Annotated in this window: 18 protein-coding genes; all 18 read left to right on the forward strand. The window is 46.2% G+C overall.

Features of this window, described 5'->3' with window-relative positions; translation table 11 throughout:
- Nucleotides 1–12: 12 nt before the first annotated feature.
- Nucleotides 13–1,404: a bifunctional UDP-N-acetylglucosamine diphosphorylase/glucosamine-1-phosphate N-acetyltransferase GlmU gene (gene glmU / locus ACFP56_RS21195; protein ID WP_379238407.1), complete on the forward strand. Its 1,392-nt coding sequence runs from the start codon at nt 13–15 to the stop codon at nt 1,402–1,404.
- Between the two features lie 13 nt (nt 1,405–1,417).
- Entirely contained in the window at nt 1,418–1,978 is a 561-nt protein-coding gene (pth, locus tag ACFP56_RS21200) for an aminoacyl-tRNA hydrolase (RefSeq protein ID WP_379238409.1), read from the forward strand.
- A gap of 57 nt (nt 1,979–2,035) precedes the next feature.
- A complete protein-coding gene (locus tag ACFP56_RS21205) occupies nt 2,036–2,266 on the forward strand; it encodes an anti-sigma-F factor Fin (RefSeq protein ID WP_379238411.1) in 231 nt (76 codons plus the stop codon).
- A gap of 141 nt (nt 2,267–2,407) precedes the next feature.
- Nucleotides 2,408–5,938, forward strand: coding sequence for a transcription-repair coupling factor (gene mfd / locus ACFP56_RS21210; protein WP_379238413.1), 3,531 nt, complete (start codon nt 2,408–2,410; stop codon nt 5,936–5,938).
- Nucleotides 5,939–6,007: 69 nt separating this feature from the next.
- The gene (locus ACFP56_RS21215) at nt 6,008–7,135 is read left to right on the forward strand and encodes a peptidylprolyl isomerase (RefSeq protein WP_379238415.1); all 1,128 of its coding nucleotides are present in this window, start codon (nt 6,008–6,010) and stop codon (nt 7,133–7,135) included.
- Between the two features lie 359 nt (nt 7,136–7,494).
- The gene (gene spoVT / locus ACFP56_RS21220; protein WP_379238417.1) at nt 7,495–8,037 is read left to right on the forward strand and encodes a stage V sporulation protein T; all 543 of its coding nucleotides are present in this window, start codon (nt 7,495–7,497) and stop codon (nt 8,035–8,037) included.
- Nucleotides 8,038–8,152: 115 nt separating this feature from the next.
- Nucleotides 8,153–9,721 carry an oligosaccharide flippase family protein gene (locus ACFP56_RS21225; protein ID WP_379238419.1) on the forward strand — a complete coding sequence of 523 codons (1,569 nt, stop codon included), beginning with the start codon at nt 8,153–8,155 and terminating at the stop codon, nt 9,719–9,721.
- Nucleotides 9,722–9,750: 29 nt separating this feature from the next.
- On the forward strand, nt 9,751–11,256 hold the full coding sequence (locus ACFP56_RS21230; RefSeq protein WP_379238421.1) for a bifunctional methyltransferase/pyrophosphohydrolase YabN: 1,506 nt from the start codon (nt 9,751–9,753) through the stop codon (nt 11,254–11,256).
- Nucleotides 11,257–11,433: 177 nt separating this feature from the next.
- On the forward strand, nt 11,434–11,706 hold the full coding sequence (locus tag ACFP56_RS21235; protein WP_379238423.1) for an HU family DNA-binding protein: 273 nt from the start codon (nt 11,434–11,436) through the stop codon (nt 11,704–11,706).
- A gap of 3 nt (nt 11,707–11,709) precedes the next feature.
- Complete coding sequence (locus ACFP56_RS21240; RefSeq protein ID WP_379238425.1) at nt 11,710–11,994, forward strand: RNA-binding S4 domain-containing protein; 285 nt, start codon at nt 11,710–11,712, stop codon at nt 11,992–11,994.
- 115 nt (nt 11,995–12,109) lie between these two features.
- On the forward strand, nt 12,110–12,394 hold the full coding sequence (gene yabP, locus ACFP56_RS21245) for a sporulation protein YabP (protein WP_379238427.1): 285 nt from the start codon (nt 12,110–12,112) through the stop codon (nt 12,392–12,394).
- Nucleotides 12,391–12,996 carry a spore cortex biosynthesis protein YabQ gene (gene yabQ, locus ACFP56_RS21250; RefSeq protein ID WP_379238429.1) on the forward strand — a complete coding sequence of 202 codons (606 nt, stop codon included), beginning with the start codon at nt 12,391–12,393 and terminating at the stop codon, nt 12,994–12,996. The genes yabP and yabQ overlap by 4 nt, the downstream gene beginning before the upstream one ends.
- Before the next feature lie 3 nt (nt 12,997–12,999).
- Complete coding sequence (locus ACFP56_RS21255; protein ID WP_379238431.1) at nt 13,000–13,296, forward strand: FtsB family cell division protein; 297 nt, start codon at nt 13,000–13,002, stop codon at nt 13,294–13,296.
- A 127-nt stretch (nt 13,297–13,423) separates the two neighbouring features.
- A complete protein-coding gene (locus ACFP56_RS21260) occupies nt 13,424–13,915 on the forward strand; it encodes a S1 domain-containing RNA-binding protein (protein ID WP_379238433.1) in 492 nt (163 codons plus the stop codon).
- Nucleotides 13,916–14,304: 389 nt separating this feature from the next.
- The gene (gene spoIIE, locus ACFP56_RS21265; protein WP_379238435.1) at nt 14,305–16,767 is read left to right on the forward strand and encodes a stage II sporulation protein E; all 2,463 of its coding nucleotides are present in this window, start codon (nt 14,305–14,307) and stop codon (nt 16,765–16,767) included.
- Nucleotides 16,768–16,992: 225 nt separating this feature from the next.
- Nucleotides 16,993–17,712, forward strand: a complete 720-nt coding sequence (locus ACFP56_RS21270) for a vWA domain-containing protein (RefSeq protein WP_379238437.1) — start codon at nt 16,993–16,995, stop codon at nt 17,710–17,712.
- Nucleotides 17,696–18,631, forward strand: a complete 936-nt coding sequence (locus ACFP56_RS21275) for a protein kinase domain-containing protein (RefSeq protein WP_379238439.1) — start codon at nt 17,696–17,698, stop codon at nt 18,629–18,631. The genes ACFP56_RS21270 and ACFP56_RS21275 overlap by 17 nt, the downstream gene beginning before the upstream one ends.
- 12 nt (nt 18,632–18,643) lie before the next feature.
- A complete protein-coding gene (gene tilS / locus ACFP56_RS21280) occupies nt 18,644–20,053 on the forward strand; it encodes a tRNA lysidine(34) synthetase TilS (protein ID WP_379238441.1) in 1,410 nt (469 codons plus the stop codon).
- Nucleotides 20,054–20,123: the final 70 nt, after the last annotated feature.

Below are 20,123 nucleotides of genomic sequence, written 5' to 3' on the forward strand. Positions count from 1 at the left end.
GGGGCACGCAAGATGAAAATCATGTCTATTGTTTTGGCAGCTGGTCAGGGCAAGCGTATGAAGTCTAAGCAATATAAAGTACTGCATTCGGTTTGCGGAAAACCGATGGTTGGTCATGTTTTAGATACAGTTAAACAAGTAAATAGTGAGCAGATTGTCGTAGTAGTAGGCCATGGGGCGGAACAGGTTATGGCTTACATTGGTGAGCAGGCCCAATTCGTTAAACAGGAACAGCAGCTCGGAACAGGACATGCGGTGCAGCAAGCTGAAGCACTGCTAGGCAATGAAGAAGGGACAACGATCGTTGTTTGCGGCGATACACCGCTAGTGAAGGCAAGTACGATTGAGCAAATGCTGAAGCTTCATCAGGAAAGCGGAGCAGCAGCGACAATATTAACAGCATCGTTCGACGATCCTACAGGCTACGGTCGCATTATTCGCGGTAAAGATGGACTGGTTGAAAAAATTGTGGAACAAAAGGACTGTACAGCAGAAGAAGCCTCTGTAACCGAAATTAATACAGGTACGTACTGTTTTGATAATAAAAAGCTGTTTGAAGCTCTTCGCAACACGACAAACAACAATGCACAAGGTGAATACTACTTAACAGATGTGGTGAGCATCTTCAAGCAGGCAGGAGAAATCATTCAAGGGTATTGCACGACTGATCTTGCAGAAGCTATTGGTGTAAATGACCGCGTAGCATTAGCAGAGGCAGAAGGGCTGATGCGCGCTCGTATTAATCGTCAGCATCTTGTGAATGGTGTAACGATTATCGATCCTGCATCTACCTATATCGAAGCAGGCGTAGAAATTGGCGCAGATACAATCGTGTATCCGGGTGCAATCATTAAAGGGCAAACGGTTATTGGCGAGGATTGCGTGATTGGCGCACAATCCGAAATTTCCAACAGCACAATTGCAAGCGGCGTAACGATTAAGCACTCTGTGCTGGATAAAGCAGAAATTGGCGAAGGAAGCAGCATTGGGCCGTTCGCTTACTTGCGTCCAGGCAGCAAGGTAGGCAAAAACTGCAAGGTTGGCGATTTTGTCGAGCTTAAGAACGCACAGCTTGATGACGGCAGCAAAGTATCTCACCTTAGCTATGTTGGTGACGCCGTTGTCGGCAAAGAAGTGAATATAGGCTGTGGCGCAATTACGGTCAACTATGATGGCATTAACAAATTCAAGACAGAAATTGGTGATCATGCATTCATCGGCAGCAATGTCAACTTGATCGCACCGGTAAAGGTTGGCGACGGCGCCTATGTCGTTGCAGGCTCTACCATTACAAAGGATGTGCCGTCGGGAGACCTTGCGATTGCGCGTCAGCGTCAGGAGAATAAGCCGGGCTACGCAGATAAAATTAGAGCGCGTGCAAAGTCGAAGAAGGAAAACAAATAAGGAGATTATATCAATGAAGTGGATTGTAGGCCTGGGCAACCCTGGCTCCAACTATGAAAAAACAAGACACAATGTTGGCTTCATGGTCATTGATGAGCTTGCGCGCCGCTGGGGCATCTCTGTTACACAGAACAAATGCAAGGCATTGCTCGGAGAAGGCAATGTAGCAGGCGTGAAGGTAGCGCTTATTAAGCCGATGACCTACATGAATTTGTCAGGAGAATCGGTGCGTGCATTTATCGATTACTACAAACAGGATCTAGCAGACGGAATCGTTGTCTATGATGATCTTGATACAGAAATCGGCAAGCTGCGCCTACGTTATCAGGGCAGTGCCGGCGGCCACAACGGCATCAAGTCGATCATTGCGCATATGAACACGCAAACCTTTAATCGCGTGCGTATGGGTATATCACGACCTGAACCGGGATTCGCAATCGCAGACTATGTGCTGAGCAAGTTTGGCAAAAGTGAACAGGAAAAGCTATCGGCAATGATTGATCATGCCTGTAATGCGATAGAATATAGCTTAACGCACCCGTTTGAGGATACAATGGGCAAGTATAATGGGTAATAGATTGTAAGCAATTGGGCATACTGAAGGTTATAAAAGACCTTCAGGAGGCATAACATGGCTGTAAACTATATTTGCAAATATTGCAGATCGCATATGGGGACCATTGATCATTCACTAGTTTCCGAACATCAGCTGGGCTTGCATTCCTTGACCCCTGATGAGCGTAAAGATATGATTACGTATAATGGAAATGGCGATCTTGTCGTTAATCTTGTATGTGATTATTGCAATGAAGCGCTAAGCAGTAACCCTGAATTAAATCTTGTGAATAATCCATTGCAGTAGGCGCGAAACCAAAAAACTGGCCGTCCATAAGACAGATTTGTTTTGTGGAGGGCTTGTTTGTGCATGGTTGTCCATGCTGCTGCTGGAATTGCAATATCAGGGATATTCATGCTGTAGCTGAGAAATGAGGTGCCTCAAAAATTGAAAGCGCTAATTGATTTATTTAAGGAAGATTCCGAATTAAAATCGGTCGTCACAGGATTCAGCAAAGGCATGAAAGAGCAAATGGTGTCAGGACTGGCAGGCTCTTCTCGCCAAGTATTCCTGTCCGCGCTGGAGCAGCAGCTAGATCGACCACTGCTAGTCGTTACGCATAATATGTTCTCTGCACAAAAAATCGCTGAGGACTTGCAGGATTGTATGTCGCGTGACAAGGTCATGCTGTACCCTGCTAATGAATTGATGGCTGCAGAAGCCGCTATATCGAGCCCAGAGACGCTTGCACAGCGCATGGATGTATTAATCTCGCTAGCCAAAGGCTACCGCGGGATTGTTGTTGTTCCTTTTTCAGGCATTAGGAGATATCTGCCTAGCAAGGAAGCCATTGTTGAAGCGGAGCTGTCGATTAAGGTTGGACAAGAGCTTGCCACGGAGCAGTTTATATATAAGCTTGTGGAATTAGGCTATGAGCGCACAGACATTGTAGAAACGAAAGGCGAGTTTAGTGTGCGCGGAGGCATTATAGATTTTTATCCGCTTACCTCCAAGCTAGCAATACGGATAGAATGGTTCGGCGACGAAATAGATTCGATTCGCAGCTTCGATACGACAGATCAGCGCACTGTAGAACGACTGGAGCAATATGTTGTACCGCCAGCTCAGGAAATTCTCGCTTCGCGTGAACGAATGGCAACTGCCGCGCGCCATGCAGCGAATCTATTAGATGCTCAGCTAGATAAAATGAATGATCGCATGGCGAAGGATAAGCTTCGCGAGGAGCTGGGAGCAGAGATAGGCAAGCTGAAAGAAGGACTTTATTTTTCGGAAATCTATAAGTATATTTCGTTGCTCTATCCTGAACAGCAAACGATGATTGATTATATGCCGGACGATACCTTGCTTGTACTTGACGAGCCCAGCCGTCTGATTGAAACGGCCAAGCAGCTAGAGCGCGATGAAGCGGAGTGGAATTTGCATTTGCTGCAAAACGGCAAGTCGCTTCCAGGCTTTGTTCTGGCAAGAGATACAAATGAGATTTTAATGCATCGCAAATTTCCGACCTTGTTTCTGCAGCTTTTCTTAAAACAGATTCCGCATACTCAGCCGCAAAACATTGTGAATATAACGACGCGTACGATGCAGAACTTCCATGGGCAAATGAATGTGCTCAAATCAGAGATGGAACGCTGGCGCAAGCATGGCAGCCATATTATGATGCTGGCTGGCAATAAGGAGCGTCTCGATCGGATGCAGCGCGTCCTGGAGGATTATGAAATAGTACCGCCTACCTTGCTGGAAGGAAACCTGCAGCAGGGCTTCGAGCTGCCTTCTTCCAATTTGGTAGTTATTACGGAAGGTGAAATGTTCACCCAGAAGCAGCGCAAGGCACGACGCGTTGATAAAAAGCTCGACAATGCCGAACGGATTAAAAGCTATACCGAGCTTAAGGTTGGCGATTATGTTGTGCACCAAAACCACGGGATCGGAAAATACATTGGAATTGGGACGCTGGAAATCGGCGGCATTCATCGCGACTATTTGCACATCGTTTATGCAGGTGGAGATAAGCTGTCCGTTCCAGTTGACCAAGTTGATCTCATTCAAAAATATGTTGGATCTGAGGATAAAGAGCCTAAAATCAATAAGCTTGGCGGAACAGAATGGACGAAGGCGAAAAGCAAGGCTCGCGCTTCCGTACAGGATATTGCTGATGATCTGATTAAGCTGTATGCAGAAAGACAAGCTACAGCGGGTTACGCCTTCGGACCAGATACAACATATCAGCAGGAATTTGAAGCGATGTTCCCGTATGAGGAGACAACCGATCAGTTGCGGGCTATCGAAGAGATTAAGCGCGATATGGAACAGGCTCGTCCGATGGATCGCCTGCTGTGCGGTGACGTGGGCTATGGCAAGACGGAGGTAGCGGTTCGAGCAGCCTTCAAGGCCGCAATGGAGGGCAAGCAGGTTGCCGTACTGGTTCCGACGACGATATTAGCTCAACAGCATTATGAGACGTTCAGAGAGCGCTTTAGTGGATACCCGATTAATGTACAGGTCATGAGTCGCTTCCGCTCGCGTAAGGAACAGAACGATACGATCAAGGCTCTGAAAAATGGAACGGTCGACGTTGTGATTGGAACGCATCGCCTGCTGTCTCAAGATGTCGTGTTTCACGCGCTTGGGCTTGTCATTGTCGATGAGGAGCAGCGCTTCGGGGTTACGCATAAGGAAAAGCTGAAAAAGCTGAAAACGAGCGTGGATGTGCTCACGCTTACGGCTACACCTATCCCGCGTACCCTTCATATGTCTATGCTTGGCGTACGTGACCTATCTGTTATTGAAACACCCCCTGAAAACCGCTTTCCAGTGCAAACCTATGTACTGGAGCACAGCCCTGCGCTTGTGCGCGAAGCGATTGAGCGCGAGCTTGCTCGCGGCGGTCAGGTATACTACCTGTACAATCGCGTACAGGGAATCTATCAGATGGCTGAAGAGATTAGCGCACTTGTGCCTGGGGCCCGTGTAACGGTTGGTCATGGCAGAATGAGCGAGCAGGAGCTGGAGAAAACGATTCTTGATTTCCTGGATGGGGAATCGGATGTGCTTGTCAGCACGTCAATCATTGAGACCGGCGTCGATATTCCGAACGTGAATACGCTAATTGTGCATGATGCAGATAAGATGGGGCTGTCGCAGCTGTATCAGCTCCGTGGTCGGGTCGGGCGCTCCAATCGGATTGCCTATGCCTATTTCACGTATCAGCGCGACAAGGTACTGACAGAGGTCGCAGAGAAGCGACTGCAATCGATCAAGGAGTTTACGGAGCTTGGCTCAGGCTTTAAAATTGCAATGCGTGATCTTTCCATACGCGGGGCAGGGAATCTACTAGGAGCTGAGCAGCATGGCTTTATTGCTTCAGTAGGCTTTGAGATGTTCTCACAAATGCTCGCAGAAGAAATCAAGCTTAGAAAGCTGCAGATGAACGGTGAAGAGGTAGTAGAGCAGAAGCCGATTCATACTACAATTGATCTTAGCGTAGATGCTTACTTGCCGAATGAATATATCTATGACAGTATGCAAAAAATTGAAATCTATAAGAAAGCAGCCGCAGTATCCTCCATTGAGGAATCCGATGAGCTGATTGGCGAGCTGCTCGACCGTTTTGGTGACCTGCCGCAGCCAGTACTTAATCTGATGACGGTCGCACGTCTGAGGGTGCTTGGATCTGCGCTAGGCATTGTCAACATCGGAGGTCGAGGAGATGACTTCCGTCTAACCTTCGATCAAGCACCGCGCAAGAAAGCGATACGTAAGGATGTTGATAAGCTGTGTCTAAAGCTTGAAAATCGTTTCAAGCAGGCACGCGAGGAGGAAACCCCTTATTACGTGGATCTGCGCGGCAAAGGGTTGTCAATGGAGCAGAAGCTGCACCTGACGGAGAAATTTTTGTTCGAATATGTCGATCTGCTGCAGAAGGAAGAGCTGCTTCACAAAACCTCGACGGTATAAAATTAGCTTTTTGTAAAAGGAATCTGCTACAATGAGTAGCAGATTCTAATTTTTGAAAGGGGCTTGTACATGCGTTACAACTTTACATCCAAGAAACGAAATAAATGGACAATGCTAGTGCTTACAGTAGTGCTTAGCATCGGTTTGCTGTCTGCTTGTGGCAAAGATGAGAAAGTAAACCCAGCTCTTACGTTTGAGGGCACTGAAGGCGGAGAGGTAGTCGCTACTTATAAAGAAGGAACAGTAACAGATGCTGAATTCAACAAATTCAAGTCTGCACTTGCCTTTACTCAAGGCATGGATCCATCCATTCTTGATATGGAAGGCTATCGAGAGTACATTCTAGAGCAGTACATCGTCTATAAAGTGCTTGCCGGAAGAGCTACTGAAGAGCAGCGGACTGCTGCACAGGAAGAAGCACTAGCAAGCTGGACTCAATATGAGGAAGCGATGAAAAGCAGCGGCAATATTGATGATCAGCTTAAAACATTCAACTTGACACGCAATGACGTTGCGTCGTTTATGATGATGGGCAGTGCAGTTTCCAAGTATATTGATGCGCAAATTACAGACGAGATGATGAAGCAGGAGTACGAAGACAATGTTGCAGACTACACGCTGTATGATGTTCGTCAAATTATTGTGAACTTGTCTGTTCAAAACGCTGAAACAGGCGAAACAAAAACACGCACCGAAGAAGAAGCACTTGCTCGCGCTCAAGAAGTGAAAGAAAAGCTTGAAGCTGGCGGGAGCTGGGACGAACTGGCTAAAGAATACTCTGATGATGCGTCAACAAAAGAAACGGGCGGCGTCTACACCGATTATATGGGTGGCAGATGGTATGAGCCAGTGAAGGAAGCAGCTTATACACAGGAGCTGAACAAAGTCGGCGATCCTATTCTTTCTCCAGTTGGTTACCATATCCTGCAAGTAGAAGGTCGTGATGTGCTTGAGTACGAAGCAGTGGATCAAGCTACGAAAGATATGATTCGTTATGTACTGTCTAATACAGTAATGGATAACTTTATGAACAATGAGCTGCCTGAGTTTGAAATCAACATTACGCTGCCTCCAGTAGAAAATGCGGATGAAGGAGATACAGGAGCTTCAGATGAAGCTGCAGGCGAGGAAGCTGGCGATGCAGCAGCAGAGGACGATGCTGCTGCAGATGCTAATTCTGAGGAAGCGGCACAGTAATGCAATATAGCTGAGTGTTAAGCGGGTACAAGCTTAATACTCAGCTTTTTTATTTTTTGTGATAAAAGCTGTTGTAACAAGCAAAAACGCCGATAATCGGCAGCAGAAGCATTAGGATAAAGCGGTAAAATCATCAAGTGTCATGTATAAGATGTTAGATATGGATGAATACTATGTTCAGATTCAATTTTTGGCTGCGCTGTAGAAATGAAGTGGACAGGTCTTTATTGTGACATGAAGGAGATACGATTCATGGCTGGATAATTGTACGGTGTAGTCTAAGCTAATTGTATATTTTGGTTTTTATACAAGCGGTATTTGACGCTATTTTAATTCGATGTGAAAGAGAGGTATTTAGGATGAAAGCTACAGGTATTGTTCGTCGTATTGACGATCTAGGTCGTGTTGTTATTCCTAAAGAAATTCGTCGTACGTTAAGGATTCGCGAGGGCGATCCGTTAGAAATTTTTGTGGACCGTGACGGTGAGGTTATACTTAAGAAATATTCACCAATTGGTGAACTAGGTGACTTTGCCAAGGAGTATGCCGAGTCCTTATTTGAAAGCGTTGGACATATAACGATTATTTCAGACCGCGATACGGTAATAGCGGTGGCAGGTGCATCCAAAAAGGAACTGCTTGATCGCCCTATAGGTCAAACGCTTGAAGTGTGTATGGAAAATCGCAAGACACAGCTGGAGTCGAATCAGGGCAGCTACGAGATTATTAAAGACCAGCAAGACAACTATAGCTCCTATGTAGTTGCGCCAATTATTGCGGGTGGAGATCCAATTGGTACAGTGGTTATTATTAGCAAAGATGATAGCTCGAAGGTAGGTCAGCTTGAACAGAAGATGGCAGAAACTGCAGCTGCATTTTTAGCTAAGCAGATGGAACAATAATCGACATTTTTCACGTGAAACATTATAAGCTTCCTCAGCTATCAACGGGATGGCAGGGGAAGCTTTTTTCACCTATAATGAAGGGATGGTGTATACCTACATAGGAAAGTAAGTGATGATAGGCTTGAGCATTCAAAAACGTTGGCTGAAGCTTAGCGGCTATGGTGCGCTATGGCTAACAGCTGCAACTCTTTTAACTAAATTAATAGGCGTTCTGCAAAAAATACCGCTGCAAAACCTTGCAGGTGATGCGGTGTTTGGCATTTATAATGTTGTATATCCGATTTATCAGCTTATGATGGCGCTGGCTATTGCGGGCATTCCAACCGCACTCGCCACATACATAGCGCTGCTTCGTCCAGATGAACGACAGCGCACCTTTCAAGCGGCGCTTTATATGAGTGGAGCAGCTGCGCTTCTTCTAGCGATTGCTGCCTATTGGTCAGCCCCATTGATCGGACGCTGGATTGGTCATGAAGAGATTGTCAGCTCATTGCGCGTGCTTGCAGCCGCTCTTCTATTCACCCCGATAGTGGCAGTGTATCGAGGGTATTATCAAGGCATAGAGGACGCGCGGAGCTCATCATGGTCACAGCTGCTGGAGCAGCTTGTACGAGTTGCCTGTATGGTTTTGGCCCTAATGTTCGGACTTGCGCAGCATTGGTCTGAAGGAGTTCTTGCGGCTGCTGTCATGTGGGGCTCTGCTGTCGGGGCAATCGCTGCATTATTTTGGCTGTGGCTTCGCAAGCCAAAAGCAGCCGCAAAGACAGATTATCCATTTATGCAAATAGTCGCAGAAAGTAGAAGGTTGTTCACGATGGCACTGCCTGCCGCCTTAGCCGCAATTGTTGTGCCGATTGTAGCAGTTGTCGATGCTTTCAGCATTCCTCGCTTGCTGGAGACAGCAGGTATGCAAGCATCAGATGTGATGGCACAGTATGGGATATATAGCCGGATTCAACCGTTGATCCAGCTTGTGTCTATGATTTTGGCTGCCTTAGCCGCAGGGTTTCTGCCCCGCTGGATCAAGCAAAATCAAGATCAACGTGAGAAGGTGCTGCTGGGCAAACGATTATTGCTGCTGCATCGGCTAGCCTGGATGGCAGGCTGCGGTGCTGCTGTAGGGCTGTACATGCTCGCTGAACCAATCAATATGATGCTATATAAGGATGCTGTAGGCATCGAAACCTTTCGCTGGTTGAGCCTATCCACCTTAATGAGCTGTGTACTTGCCATGCAGGCGCCATTGCTGCAGGGAGCGGGTCTGTCACGTTTGCCGATCTGGCTGCTTATCATTGCCGCAGGCGGCAAAGCAGTGCTAAATAGCTGGTTAGTACCGATTTATGGCATTACAGGCGCTGCTATTGCTGCTAATCTCTCGCTGCTTGTACCAGCGAGTATTGGTGCTGTCGCATTATATGCGGTTGTAAAGCGAAATCTGAAAGGTCCAGAGAAGACGAGCAACTTCCTGCTGCTTCGTTCGATTGTCCCTTCGGTTTTTGCAGGGGGTGTGATGGCGCTGGCGCTATATATTCTGGAGCTGATATGGCTGCAAGCCGATATGGGCAGAATGGAGATGACCTTGTATACGTTAATTGCTGTCCTCGTTGGTGCGCTTGTATACAGCCTGACAGTCTGGACAGTACGCGGCGTGACTAAGCAGGAATTAACGTGGTTAGGATAAATAAACGTAGACGATAAGGAGATAAATCGATGAAAAAGCAGATTACCGTAGTAGGCTTGGGCTCTGGCAGCCCTGATCAGCTAACGCTAGGCGTGTGGAAGCTGCTTCAGAAAGCGGATCATTTGTATGTGCGAACAAAGCATCATCCAATGATGACGCTGCTGGATGAGGAACAGCTTGCTTACACTAGCTTTGACGATGTATATGAGCGTCATGCGAATTTTCCTGATGTATATGAGGAAATTGTTCAACTGCTTATTGAAAAGGTTGAGTTCTTAGCGGAAAGCGAAGGCACAGCGCACGTTGTATACGCCGTACCTGGACATCCTATGGTAGCAGAGAGCACAGTCCAGCAGCTACTTAGCCGCTGCGAGCTGGCAGGGATCGAGCTCGATGTTCGAGGAGGAGAGAGCTTCCTGGATGCTGCTTTTACCGCTTTAAGATTTGATCCGATTGAAGGCTTTGCACTGCTTGATGCAGCCGCGCTTAGCCCAGCCCAGCTGCAGCCTCAGCTGCACATCATTATTGGGCAGGTGTATGACCAGTACACGGCATCAGACGTCAAGCTTGCTTTGATGGAGCGTTATCCTGATGAATATGAAGTCATCGTAGGACATGCGCTTGGCATAGAGGGGCAAGAGCAAATCCTGCATGTTCCGATTTATGAGCTCGATCGCATGGAAGGTTATCACAATCTGTCAGTTATCTATGTTCCTCGTTCCACAGATGATGCGCTCCGCAATCGTACATTTGAGCGCCTGCACGAGATTGTAGCTATCCTGCGCAGTCCTGGTGGCTGTCCGTGGGACATGGAGCAAACGCATCAATCAATCCGCAAAAACTTTATCGAGGAGCTGTATGAGGCGCTGGAGGCGTTAGACAACGATGACCCGCAAGCGATGCAGGAAGAGTTTGGCGATGTGCTGCTTCAGCTTATGCTGCATAGTCAGATGGAAGAGGAACTGGGAAGCTTTTCGATGTTCGACGTGATTCAGACGCTTAATGAAAAGCTTGTCTATCGTCACCCTCATGTGTTTGGTGAGCAATCTGCAAGCAACGCAGAGGATGCATTGAAAAGCTGGGAAGCAATGAAGCAGAAGGAACAGGAGGAAAAAGGTATTGCGGAGAAGCGGCCTTCCAAGCTTGATGGTATTCCTAAAGACCTGCCGGCTCTATTAACTGCGTATAAGCTGCAGAAAAAAGCAGCTAAGGTTGGCTTCGACTGGGATGATATTGGGCCTGTGCTCGATAAAATTGTAGAAGAGCTGGAAGAGCTGAAAAAAGAGCTGGAGTCAGGAGATCAGGACAAGCAGGCAGCTGAGCTGGGAGATTTGCTGTTTGCAGTAGTGAACGCTTCGCGCTTTATCGGAGCCGATCCAGAAGAGGCGCTAGCACGAACAAATCTTAAATTTAAAACTAGATTTCAATATATTGAGGAGCAGCTTCGTATAAATGGTAAAAGCTTTGACAATACTAATCTAGTAGAGATGGATCATTGGTGGGATCAAGCTAAGAAGTTTAATGGAAAAGACTAAAAGTCGTCAAAATCATCGCTTATTCAGCAAATCTTGTAAAATTTTTAATAGGAATAAGAAGGATTTTGTAAACTTTAGTGGAATTATTAATCTTCGTGGGAAACAGACATACATACTGAGCCTCACTAATTGGCGTTAGCCTTATATTATGGATATGTTGTCAGGAGGAATATAAAAATGAACAAGACAGATCTAATCAATAACATTGCAGAAAAAAATGGCCTAACTAAACGTGATGTTGAAACAGTTATTAACGGTTTTCTTGCTGAAGTTACAGACGCTTTAGCTAGCGGAGATAAAGTGCAATTGATCGGTTTCGGTACTTTCGAAACTCGCAAGCGCTCTGGTCGTGTAGGCCGCAACCCACAAACTGGTGAAGATATCAACATCCCAGAAACAACTGTTCCTGCTTTCAAAGCTGGTAACAAGTTGAAAGAAGCGATCAAGTAATCGATGCGTCTGGATAAGTTTCTCAAGGTATCACGTTTAATTAAACGCCGTACCGTTGCCAAAGATGTGTCCGAGCAAGGACGAATTTGGATCAATGGAAAAGAGGCTAAGGCTAGCAGTACAGTGAAGGTAGGCGATGAGCTGCAAATACAGTACGGTCAGAAGATTGTAACGGTGCGTGTGGATCGAATCGCTGATACGACACGCAAGGACGAAGCAGCCGAGCTATATACCTTGTTGAAAGAAGAAGCACGACCAAAAGAGAATCTCCTTGATTGGGAGAAATAATTAAGAGAGCAAGCTGTTGCATTAATAATAACAGCCTGCTCTCTTTTTTGTTGTTCTAAAGCTGACCACTGCTCCATATTTTATAAGGAGATCAATAGAAGTGGAGGACGAGTCTATGTCAGAACAGCAAAAAAAGCAGAAGCAGCAGGATGTCCGTTTAACTAATCGTAAGCTGCTGGAGCTTACAGGGGTAACGAAGGTGGAGAGCTTCGATAACCAGTTGTTCTTATTGAATACAGAGCTAGGCATGCTGACGGTTACAGGCCATAATCTGCATATGAAGCATCTCAGCCTCGAACAGGGACTAGTTGCAATAGAAGGTATGATACAATCTCTCGCCTATTCTGACGGCTCTGCTGCTAATAAAAGCAAGGGCGTATTTGGCAAGCTGTTTCGATGAGTTTAACGATTCAATGGCTAACGCTTGGAGCAATGATAATGTCAGGAATCGGCATGGGAATTTTATTTGACGGATATCGAGTGGTATCAACGGAGTTTAAATTCCCACGCTGGACATTATCGGTTCTTGATATGGCGTACTGGGTCTTCTCGGCTATTCTCGTGTTTCGAATGCTATATGTAAGTAATCAGGGCGAGGTACGAGCATATGTATTTATCGGACTAGCTGTAGGGGCGTTACTGTATTATTGGCTGTTCAGCACATTCACCACTGCGCTTACGAAGTGGCTCATACGAGCCATTAAAAGCCTGATCGCATGGATCATTCGTATTTTCCAGCTGCTTGTCATTAAACCTATTCTATTTTTTTGGACAATCATTCTATTTATACTGAATCTTGGGTCTAAGTTCACTATTGGTATTGGAAAATTTGTGCTACAATTATGTCGTCCTGTCCTAAAATTAGTTCTTTGGTTGCTGTCACCAGTGATAAAACCTTTGCAGCGATGGAGTGCTCCATATTGGACGAAAGTGAGGGATAGGCTGCAAACGTTATGGCAGGCTGTAGACAAGCGTCTGCCGTCGTGGTTAAGGAGGAAGTAGCGAATGGTACAATCGAAGTCGATTCAAGCTGCAACTAAGCGTAGACTGAAAATATGGCTATTTCTTATCGTGCTGTTTGGCGGGTGGGCGGTGTATACCGTTATTAATCAAATGATCCAGAAGGATAACCTGAACGAACAGCTTCTATCGCTAGAGGCGAACCGTGATGCGATGCATCAGCAACTACAGGAACTGGAAAATAAAGTGATGCTGCTTAATGACCCTGAGTATTTGTCCCAGCTAGCAACTAAGGAGCAAGGGATGGTCAAGGAAGGGGAACAGCAAATTTTTAGTGAATAACCGTGATGCCCGTCTGTTGACCTTATTTCGTTCCTTCGGTTATAATCACTTTTATAAGCTACCTTTTTTATCGTTATTAACAATGAGGTAGCCATAATAATACTTTAAGAGAGGAACATTTTATTTTATGGCAATTGAAGTGGGCGCCAAATTAGAAGGTAAAGTGACAGGTATTACAAATTTCGGAGCATTCGTTGATTTATCCGGAGGAGTCACTGGGCTGGTTCATATTTCTGAAATCGCTGATAACTATGTTAAAGATGTAAAGGATCATCTGAAAATTGATGATGTCGTTACAGTAAAAGTGATTAATGTGGACAAAGATGGAAAAATCGGCCTTTCAATCAAACAAGCTGTTGAACGTCCAGCTGGTGAGCAGTCTGCACCTTCTCAATCAGGAGGAAACGGTGGAGAACGCTTTAATCGTGGTGGAGGCAATGGCAACTACGATCGTGGAGGACGTCCATTCAACAAGCAAGGCTTTGGTAAGCCTGGCTTTAACAAAACTTCATTTGAGGATAAAATGTCTAAGTTCTTAAAGGATAGCGAAGAGCGCATTTCATCTTTGAAAAAAAATACTGAAGGTAAACGAGGCGGTCGCGGCGCTAAGCGCATGTAATGACTGCAATACCTGACAACATATAAGGCAGAGCCAATGCGCTCTGCTTTTTTTTATTGTCTTGTTGGTCTTGCGCAAGCTACGAGGCAAGATGTCGATATCCCCTTTAGAACAAAAACTTTCAGTCACTATTCACCATCTGCATGCGTAAGTCTAGTTCATTCGTCAACAAAACAGTATGAATCCGACAAGCTCGCATCTAACCCTTTACGGTTAACGGTAGGATGTATCCCTTGCTGTTGCTAGCTTTGCATGAATCCGACAGCACTTGCGAGGCTTATGTTTTTGTCGGAAAAAACTTGTGGATCGACTACGTCATCTGACAAAAAAAGTTAGCATAAGCCTCTATAATGGGGGACACATAAAAAAAGTAATGGTGGTGTAAAAGCATGAAGAAGAGTGAAAGTGTCCTCGTAGGCTTTAATCTTGGAGAACGGCTTATGCAGATTAAAGGGATTCAATTTGCCTATGAGCAAATCGCAAGTCGAAAATGGCAAATCATTCTCGTAGCAATTGCATTTTTACTTGGACGAGCTGTCATATTAGAATCGCTCATGTCCTTCGCTGTTGCTTATTTCGCGGTCGTGTATTATATGCGCCGCGATATCGCATTTGTATCAGGGCTGGCGATCGTATTAGGCAGTACGCTTGCCTTGCAGCCAGCGCCGTTATGGATTGCGCTTGAGCTGTTAGTTGTCTACTTGTTGTTTCGCGGCTTGCATGCCTTTGAGAAGGTTACGATCTCGCGCGTGCCGCTAATCGTATTCGTATCGGTCATTTTTGTCCAGCTGTTCCAAACGTTTATTGGAAACGCTGTCGACTGGTACAATCTAATGATGGTACTGGTTGAAGCAGGACTCGCTTTTGTGCTTACCTTAGTATTTATCCATGCGCTGCCTGTTATTACGCTTGCGCGCAAATCGGCTAAGCTGAGAAATGAAGAAATGATATGCGTCATGATTCTACTTGCTTGCGTCATGACGGGCACGGTCGGCTGGACTGTACAGGGAATATCGGTAGAGCATGTGCTGTCACGTTACATGCTGTTAGTGTTCGCAATGGCGGGAGGAGCGCCGCTCGGGGCAACGGTTGGTGTAATCGCTGGTCTTATTCTTAGCTTAGCTGATTTTAGTGCAGTGCTGCAGATTGGCGTACTTGCTTTTGCAGGATTGCTGGCAGGTCTGCTTCGTGAAGGAGGAAAAATGGGTGCTTCCTTTGGCTTGCTGCTTGGCTCCTCGATTCTTACGATCTATGTTGGCAGCCAGGCGCAAATGTTTACATCGGTGTGGGAATCTAGCTTTGCAGTGCTGCTGCTCTTGCTTACACCGAAGGCGATGATTTCGTCGATTAGCAAGTATGTGCCAGGATCTCTTGAGCATAACAAGTCGCATTACGAATACGCAAAGCATATTCGAAACGCAACGGCATCGAGAGTATTGCACTTTTCAGATATGTTCAAAGGCTTGTCAAACAGCTTCTACCCGAATTATACGAATGAAAAAGAGCAAAGTCATGAACAGCAAATTTCACAATTTATGGAGGCAGTGGCGAGTGAGAGCTGCTCGAACTGTCATCGTCAGAAGGCGTGCTGGGGGGACAAGCTGTTCCAAACAAGAAAAATGATGAGTGAAATGATGAGTAGCATTGAGGCAGGAAGCGGCAAGTTGAACGAGGTTCCAAAGAAATGGAAGGACCACTGTGCGCATGTGCCAGATGTACAGCGTGCAATGAAGCATCAATACGAGCTGCATATGATTAATTACAAGTGGCAGCGCCAGCTGCATGAGCTAAAGGGGCTTGTAGCAGATCAATTGCTTGGCGTATCGCAGGTTATGGAGGATTTATCTCAGGAAATCAAGCGCGAAGGACAAGCGCTTCATATACAGGAAGAACAAATCAAGGAGGCGGTAGAGGCACTGGGACTCTCCATTCACAGCATTGATATCATTAGTCTTGAGATGGGGAATGTAGAAATCGAGGTGCAGCATTCCTTTGAGCAGGGCTTTGAGGAGTGTCGGAAAATTATTGCACCGCTCTTAAGCGAGATTTTAGGAGAAAACATTACAGTTCGCAGCGAAGCGCCAGTCTCCTCGCATAGTGAGCTGCAGCGAGCAGTGTTTATGTCAGCGAAGCAGTTCGAAGTGGAGATTGGTGTAGCGGGAGTCGCTAAGGGCGGAGATTTGTTGTCGGGAGACAGCTTCAGTATGATGGAGCTGGATAATGGCAAATTTGCTGTAGCGATTAGTGATGGCATGGGCAATGGAGAACGCGCACGCCAAGAAAGCAGTGCGGCACTGTCAATCCTGCAGCAGCTGCTGCAAGCAGGGATGAATGAACAGCTGGCGGTGAAGTCGGTCAATTCCATCCTGCTGTTGCGTTCGCCTGATGAAATCTATGCAACGGTCGATTTGGCCATTATAGATCTCTATTCTGCAAATACAACCTTTTTGAAGATTGGCTCAACGCCTAGCTTTATTAAGCGTGGCAATGAGGTCATTCCGATTATCGCAAGCAATTTGCCAATTGGTATTATTCAGGAGATAGACGTTGATTTCATCCATATGCCGCTTCAGCCAGGGGATTTGCTCATTATGATGAGCGATGGCATCTACGATGCGCCAGGCTATGCGGTTAACAAGGAGCTGTGGATGAAGCGAGTCATTAGCGAACTGCGCAGCGATGAGCCGCAGCAAATTGCAGATAGTCTGCTTGAAACTGTTGTACGTTTTCATGAAGGCGTCATAAATGATGATATGACGGTGCTCGTTACACGAGTGGATCGCTATGTACCGCAATGGGCGACCTTCAAGTGGCCTGGTGTGAAAATTGAGCGCAAAAAAAGCGCAAGCTAACTAGAAACGAGAGAGCCCTTTGCCTGCTGCTCATGATGCAGCAAGCTGCAAAGGGCTTTGTTATGGGAATTTTCGCCCAAAGCATTAGCCATGTGTTTGGACGCTCATGTATAATAAAAGCTAGATTGAAATAGATTGCTAGGGTTAATCTCCTTCTATTCAGGCAATGCTAGTAATAGATTGTCGTACGATAGATTGCGGCATGCTTGAAGAGGAGGTAATAAAATGAAGCAAATTTTATTAATTACAGATGGCTGCTCTAATGTTGGCATGAGCCCGATCGTTGCAGCCGCGCATGCTAAATCAGAAGGCATTACAGTAAATGTTGTTGGGGTAGTCGATCAAGGAGATTTGGGTGAATATGGTGCTTCTGAAATTCATGAGATTGCTAGAGCTGGCGGCGGATTAAGTAGATTGGTTCAAACGAAGGAGCTTGCTCAGACAGTTCAGATGATGACACGCAAAACCGTCGTTCAAACGATTCAGATTGCTGTTCAGCGGGAGCTGCAGGCTGTACTTGGCAATGAGTCTATTGAGGCGCTTCCTCCTGAGAAGCGGGGCGAAGTGGTACGTGTAATGGATGAGCTGACAGAATCAAGCCGGCTGCAGGTAGCGCTGCTCATTGATGCAAGTGCCAGCATGAGACCGAAGCTCGCTTCTGTCGAGGAATCGATTCATGATCTAATGCTTAGTCTGCAAGCAAGAGAAGGCAAAAGTGAAATTGCCGTATTCCACTTCCCAGGAGCCAAGCAGGAGGATTGTGTGCTTGATTTGGCGTGGACGACGCATCTGAAAGGAGTACATTCCATATTTCCAAAGCTGCATATGAGCGGAACAACACCAACAGGTCCAGCGCTAATGAAGGTTGTGGAGTATTTTGTAGAGCATAGCCGCTCACATGACCGATCAGAAATGGAAGGGATGCTAGGTGACGACGTCGTTTAAGCTTCCTTTAAAAAAGGGAAGCGTCATTGTTGGCAAGTGGAAGCAGGGGCATTATCGTGTAGAGAAGCTGCTTGGCGAGGGTGCGAACGGAAAGGTATATCTGGTGTCTCGCGACTGGCAAACCTATGCGCTTAAAATTGGAGCCAGCTCAATTGATCTGCAATCAGAAATCAATGCGCTTAAGGCGCTGGCAGCTGCCTATCCATCACGAACCCCTTATTTAAAGGATGTTGATGATTGGATTACACCGCAGGGCAAGGAAGTACCGTTTTATACGATGCGCTATGTGAAAGGGCTCACGATGGCGGATTATGTTGCACAGCATGGAGCGGAGTGGTTTCCGTTGCTTGGCTTGAATCTGCTGAAAAATTTAGGAGAGCTGCATCGTGCTGGCTGGGTGTTTGGAGACTTGAAGCTTGAAAATATTATTGTAGGACAATATGGTGATGTTGATCTCATTGATTTCGGAGGTGCGACGCCTGTTGGCAAAGGGGTAAAGCAATTTACTGAAATCTATGATCGCGGCTATTGGAATGAAGGATCGCGTTCTTCGGATGCAGCCTATGATTTATTTTCCTTCGGGGTGCTTTGCTTGCAAATTTTTGCGCCTCGAAAGCTAGCGCAGCTGTCCAAAGAGCTGCTGCCGCAAACTCGCTCTGCAGAGCAGCTGCTTGCGCTTGTCGATGGAATCCCGGAGCTTGCGCCGTATAAAGGCTGGCTTGAAAAAGCGTTTGGCGGTCAGTTTACCGATGGTAGGGATGCTGCATCGGCATGGAGGCTGCTGGCACATCGGCGCAAGACTGTTGTGAAAAGCAAAACGACGCCAAAGTGGCTTAAGGTTATGATTGCGGTCTCGATTATTTCACTCTGTATTTCTGCTTCACTCTATGCGCTCGATTACACCGGATTATTAAGGTAGAGGATGATAGCGATGAGCATCATGGATGAACTATCGGCAGCACTCATTGATGAAGGGCTGCTTAACAAACCAGGTAACATAGTTGTGGCCGTATCGGGCGGTGCAGACTCTATGGCGTTGCTGCATATGCTGCACCGGCTTTCTTTTCAACTCGAGCTTAAGCTGGTAGCGGCTCATGTTAATCATGGATTTCGTAAGGAATCCGAGGCAGAAGCTGAGCTCGTACGCAGCTACTGCATGGAACGGCAGATTGCTTTCGAAATGATTGAGTTGGATATGCCTGCATATTTGAGTGAGAATGCGGAAAACAGTCAGGCTGCTTCACGCAAGCGAAGATACGATTTTTTCCATTACATAGCAGAGAAAACAGGCGCTTATGCCATTGCGCTAGCTCACCATGCAGATGATCAAGCTGAAACGGTGCTGATGCATATGCTTCGAGGGTCAGGCTTGTCAGGCATTAGCGGGATGCAGGATCGAAGAGTCGAAAAAAACGTGGAACTTCTCAGGCCACTATTACGTATGAGAAAGAATCAGCTCATCCGACTATGTCAGGAGGAGCAGGTTCCCTACTTAGAGGACAGCAGCAATCAATCAAGGAATTATCATCGCAATGAGCTAAGACTCGATATTATTCCGGTGCTTGAACGCTACAATCCACAGCTCGTTTTCTCGCTAAGCCGATTGGCTGAGATAGCTGGAGATGAGGATGCTTGGCTGCAGCAGCAAACGGAAGAACAATTCGAACAGCTTGTGACTAAACAGGACAACAGCTATGTCATATCTTGTCGCGATTTGTGCAGCGAGCCCATTGCTTTACAAAGGAGATTGATTAAACTAATATTAAGTTATCTGTCTCAAGAAGCCGCTATGATATCCTTTGATGGCATTGAGCGTATAAGAAATGTCGCGAGCGACCATGCTAAAGCGACCTATCGCATGGACGTAGGCGAAGGGATTGTATGTGTTCGCGAATATGAAGGTTTGCGTTTTGTACATATTAAGCATTACCAGACATCCACGATGACATCAATGCCGCTTAGCATTTCCCAGGAGCAGCTGCCTTGTGAGCTGCAATACGAACAATGGCGAATTATTGCTGATATTATACCTGTAGCCCAACAGCCTCAACTCCAATCGAAGTATGAGGCCGTCTTTGATGCTGATGCGCTTGCATTTCCACTTTATGTACGCAGCCGAAAAAGTGGGGATCGAATGCACGTATTAGGGTTAAATGGTTCAAAAAAGGTGCAAGATATGTTCGTAGATGCTAAGATAGCAGTTGCTAAGCGAGATACTTATCCAATCTTAGTGGACCATGAAGGACGTATATTATGGCTGCCAGGCGTACGTCGTTCCTCCTATGGACTTGTTCAAGAACAAACAACATCAATCGTATTCATCCGAATGGTTGCGATGTAATCATCATGTGCTTGATCGATGAATAGGAATGAACTTGATTTAGAAACATAACATAGTTAATTGTAGGGGG

It is taken from the genome of Paenibacillus septentrionalis (assembly GCF_042659865.1).
Classification (GTDB): domain Bacteria; phylum Bacillota; class Bacilli; order Paenibacillales; family Paenibacillaceae; genus Pristimantibacillus; species Pristimantibacillus septentrionalis.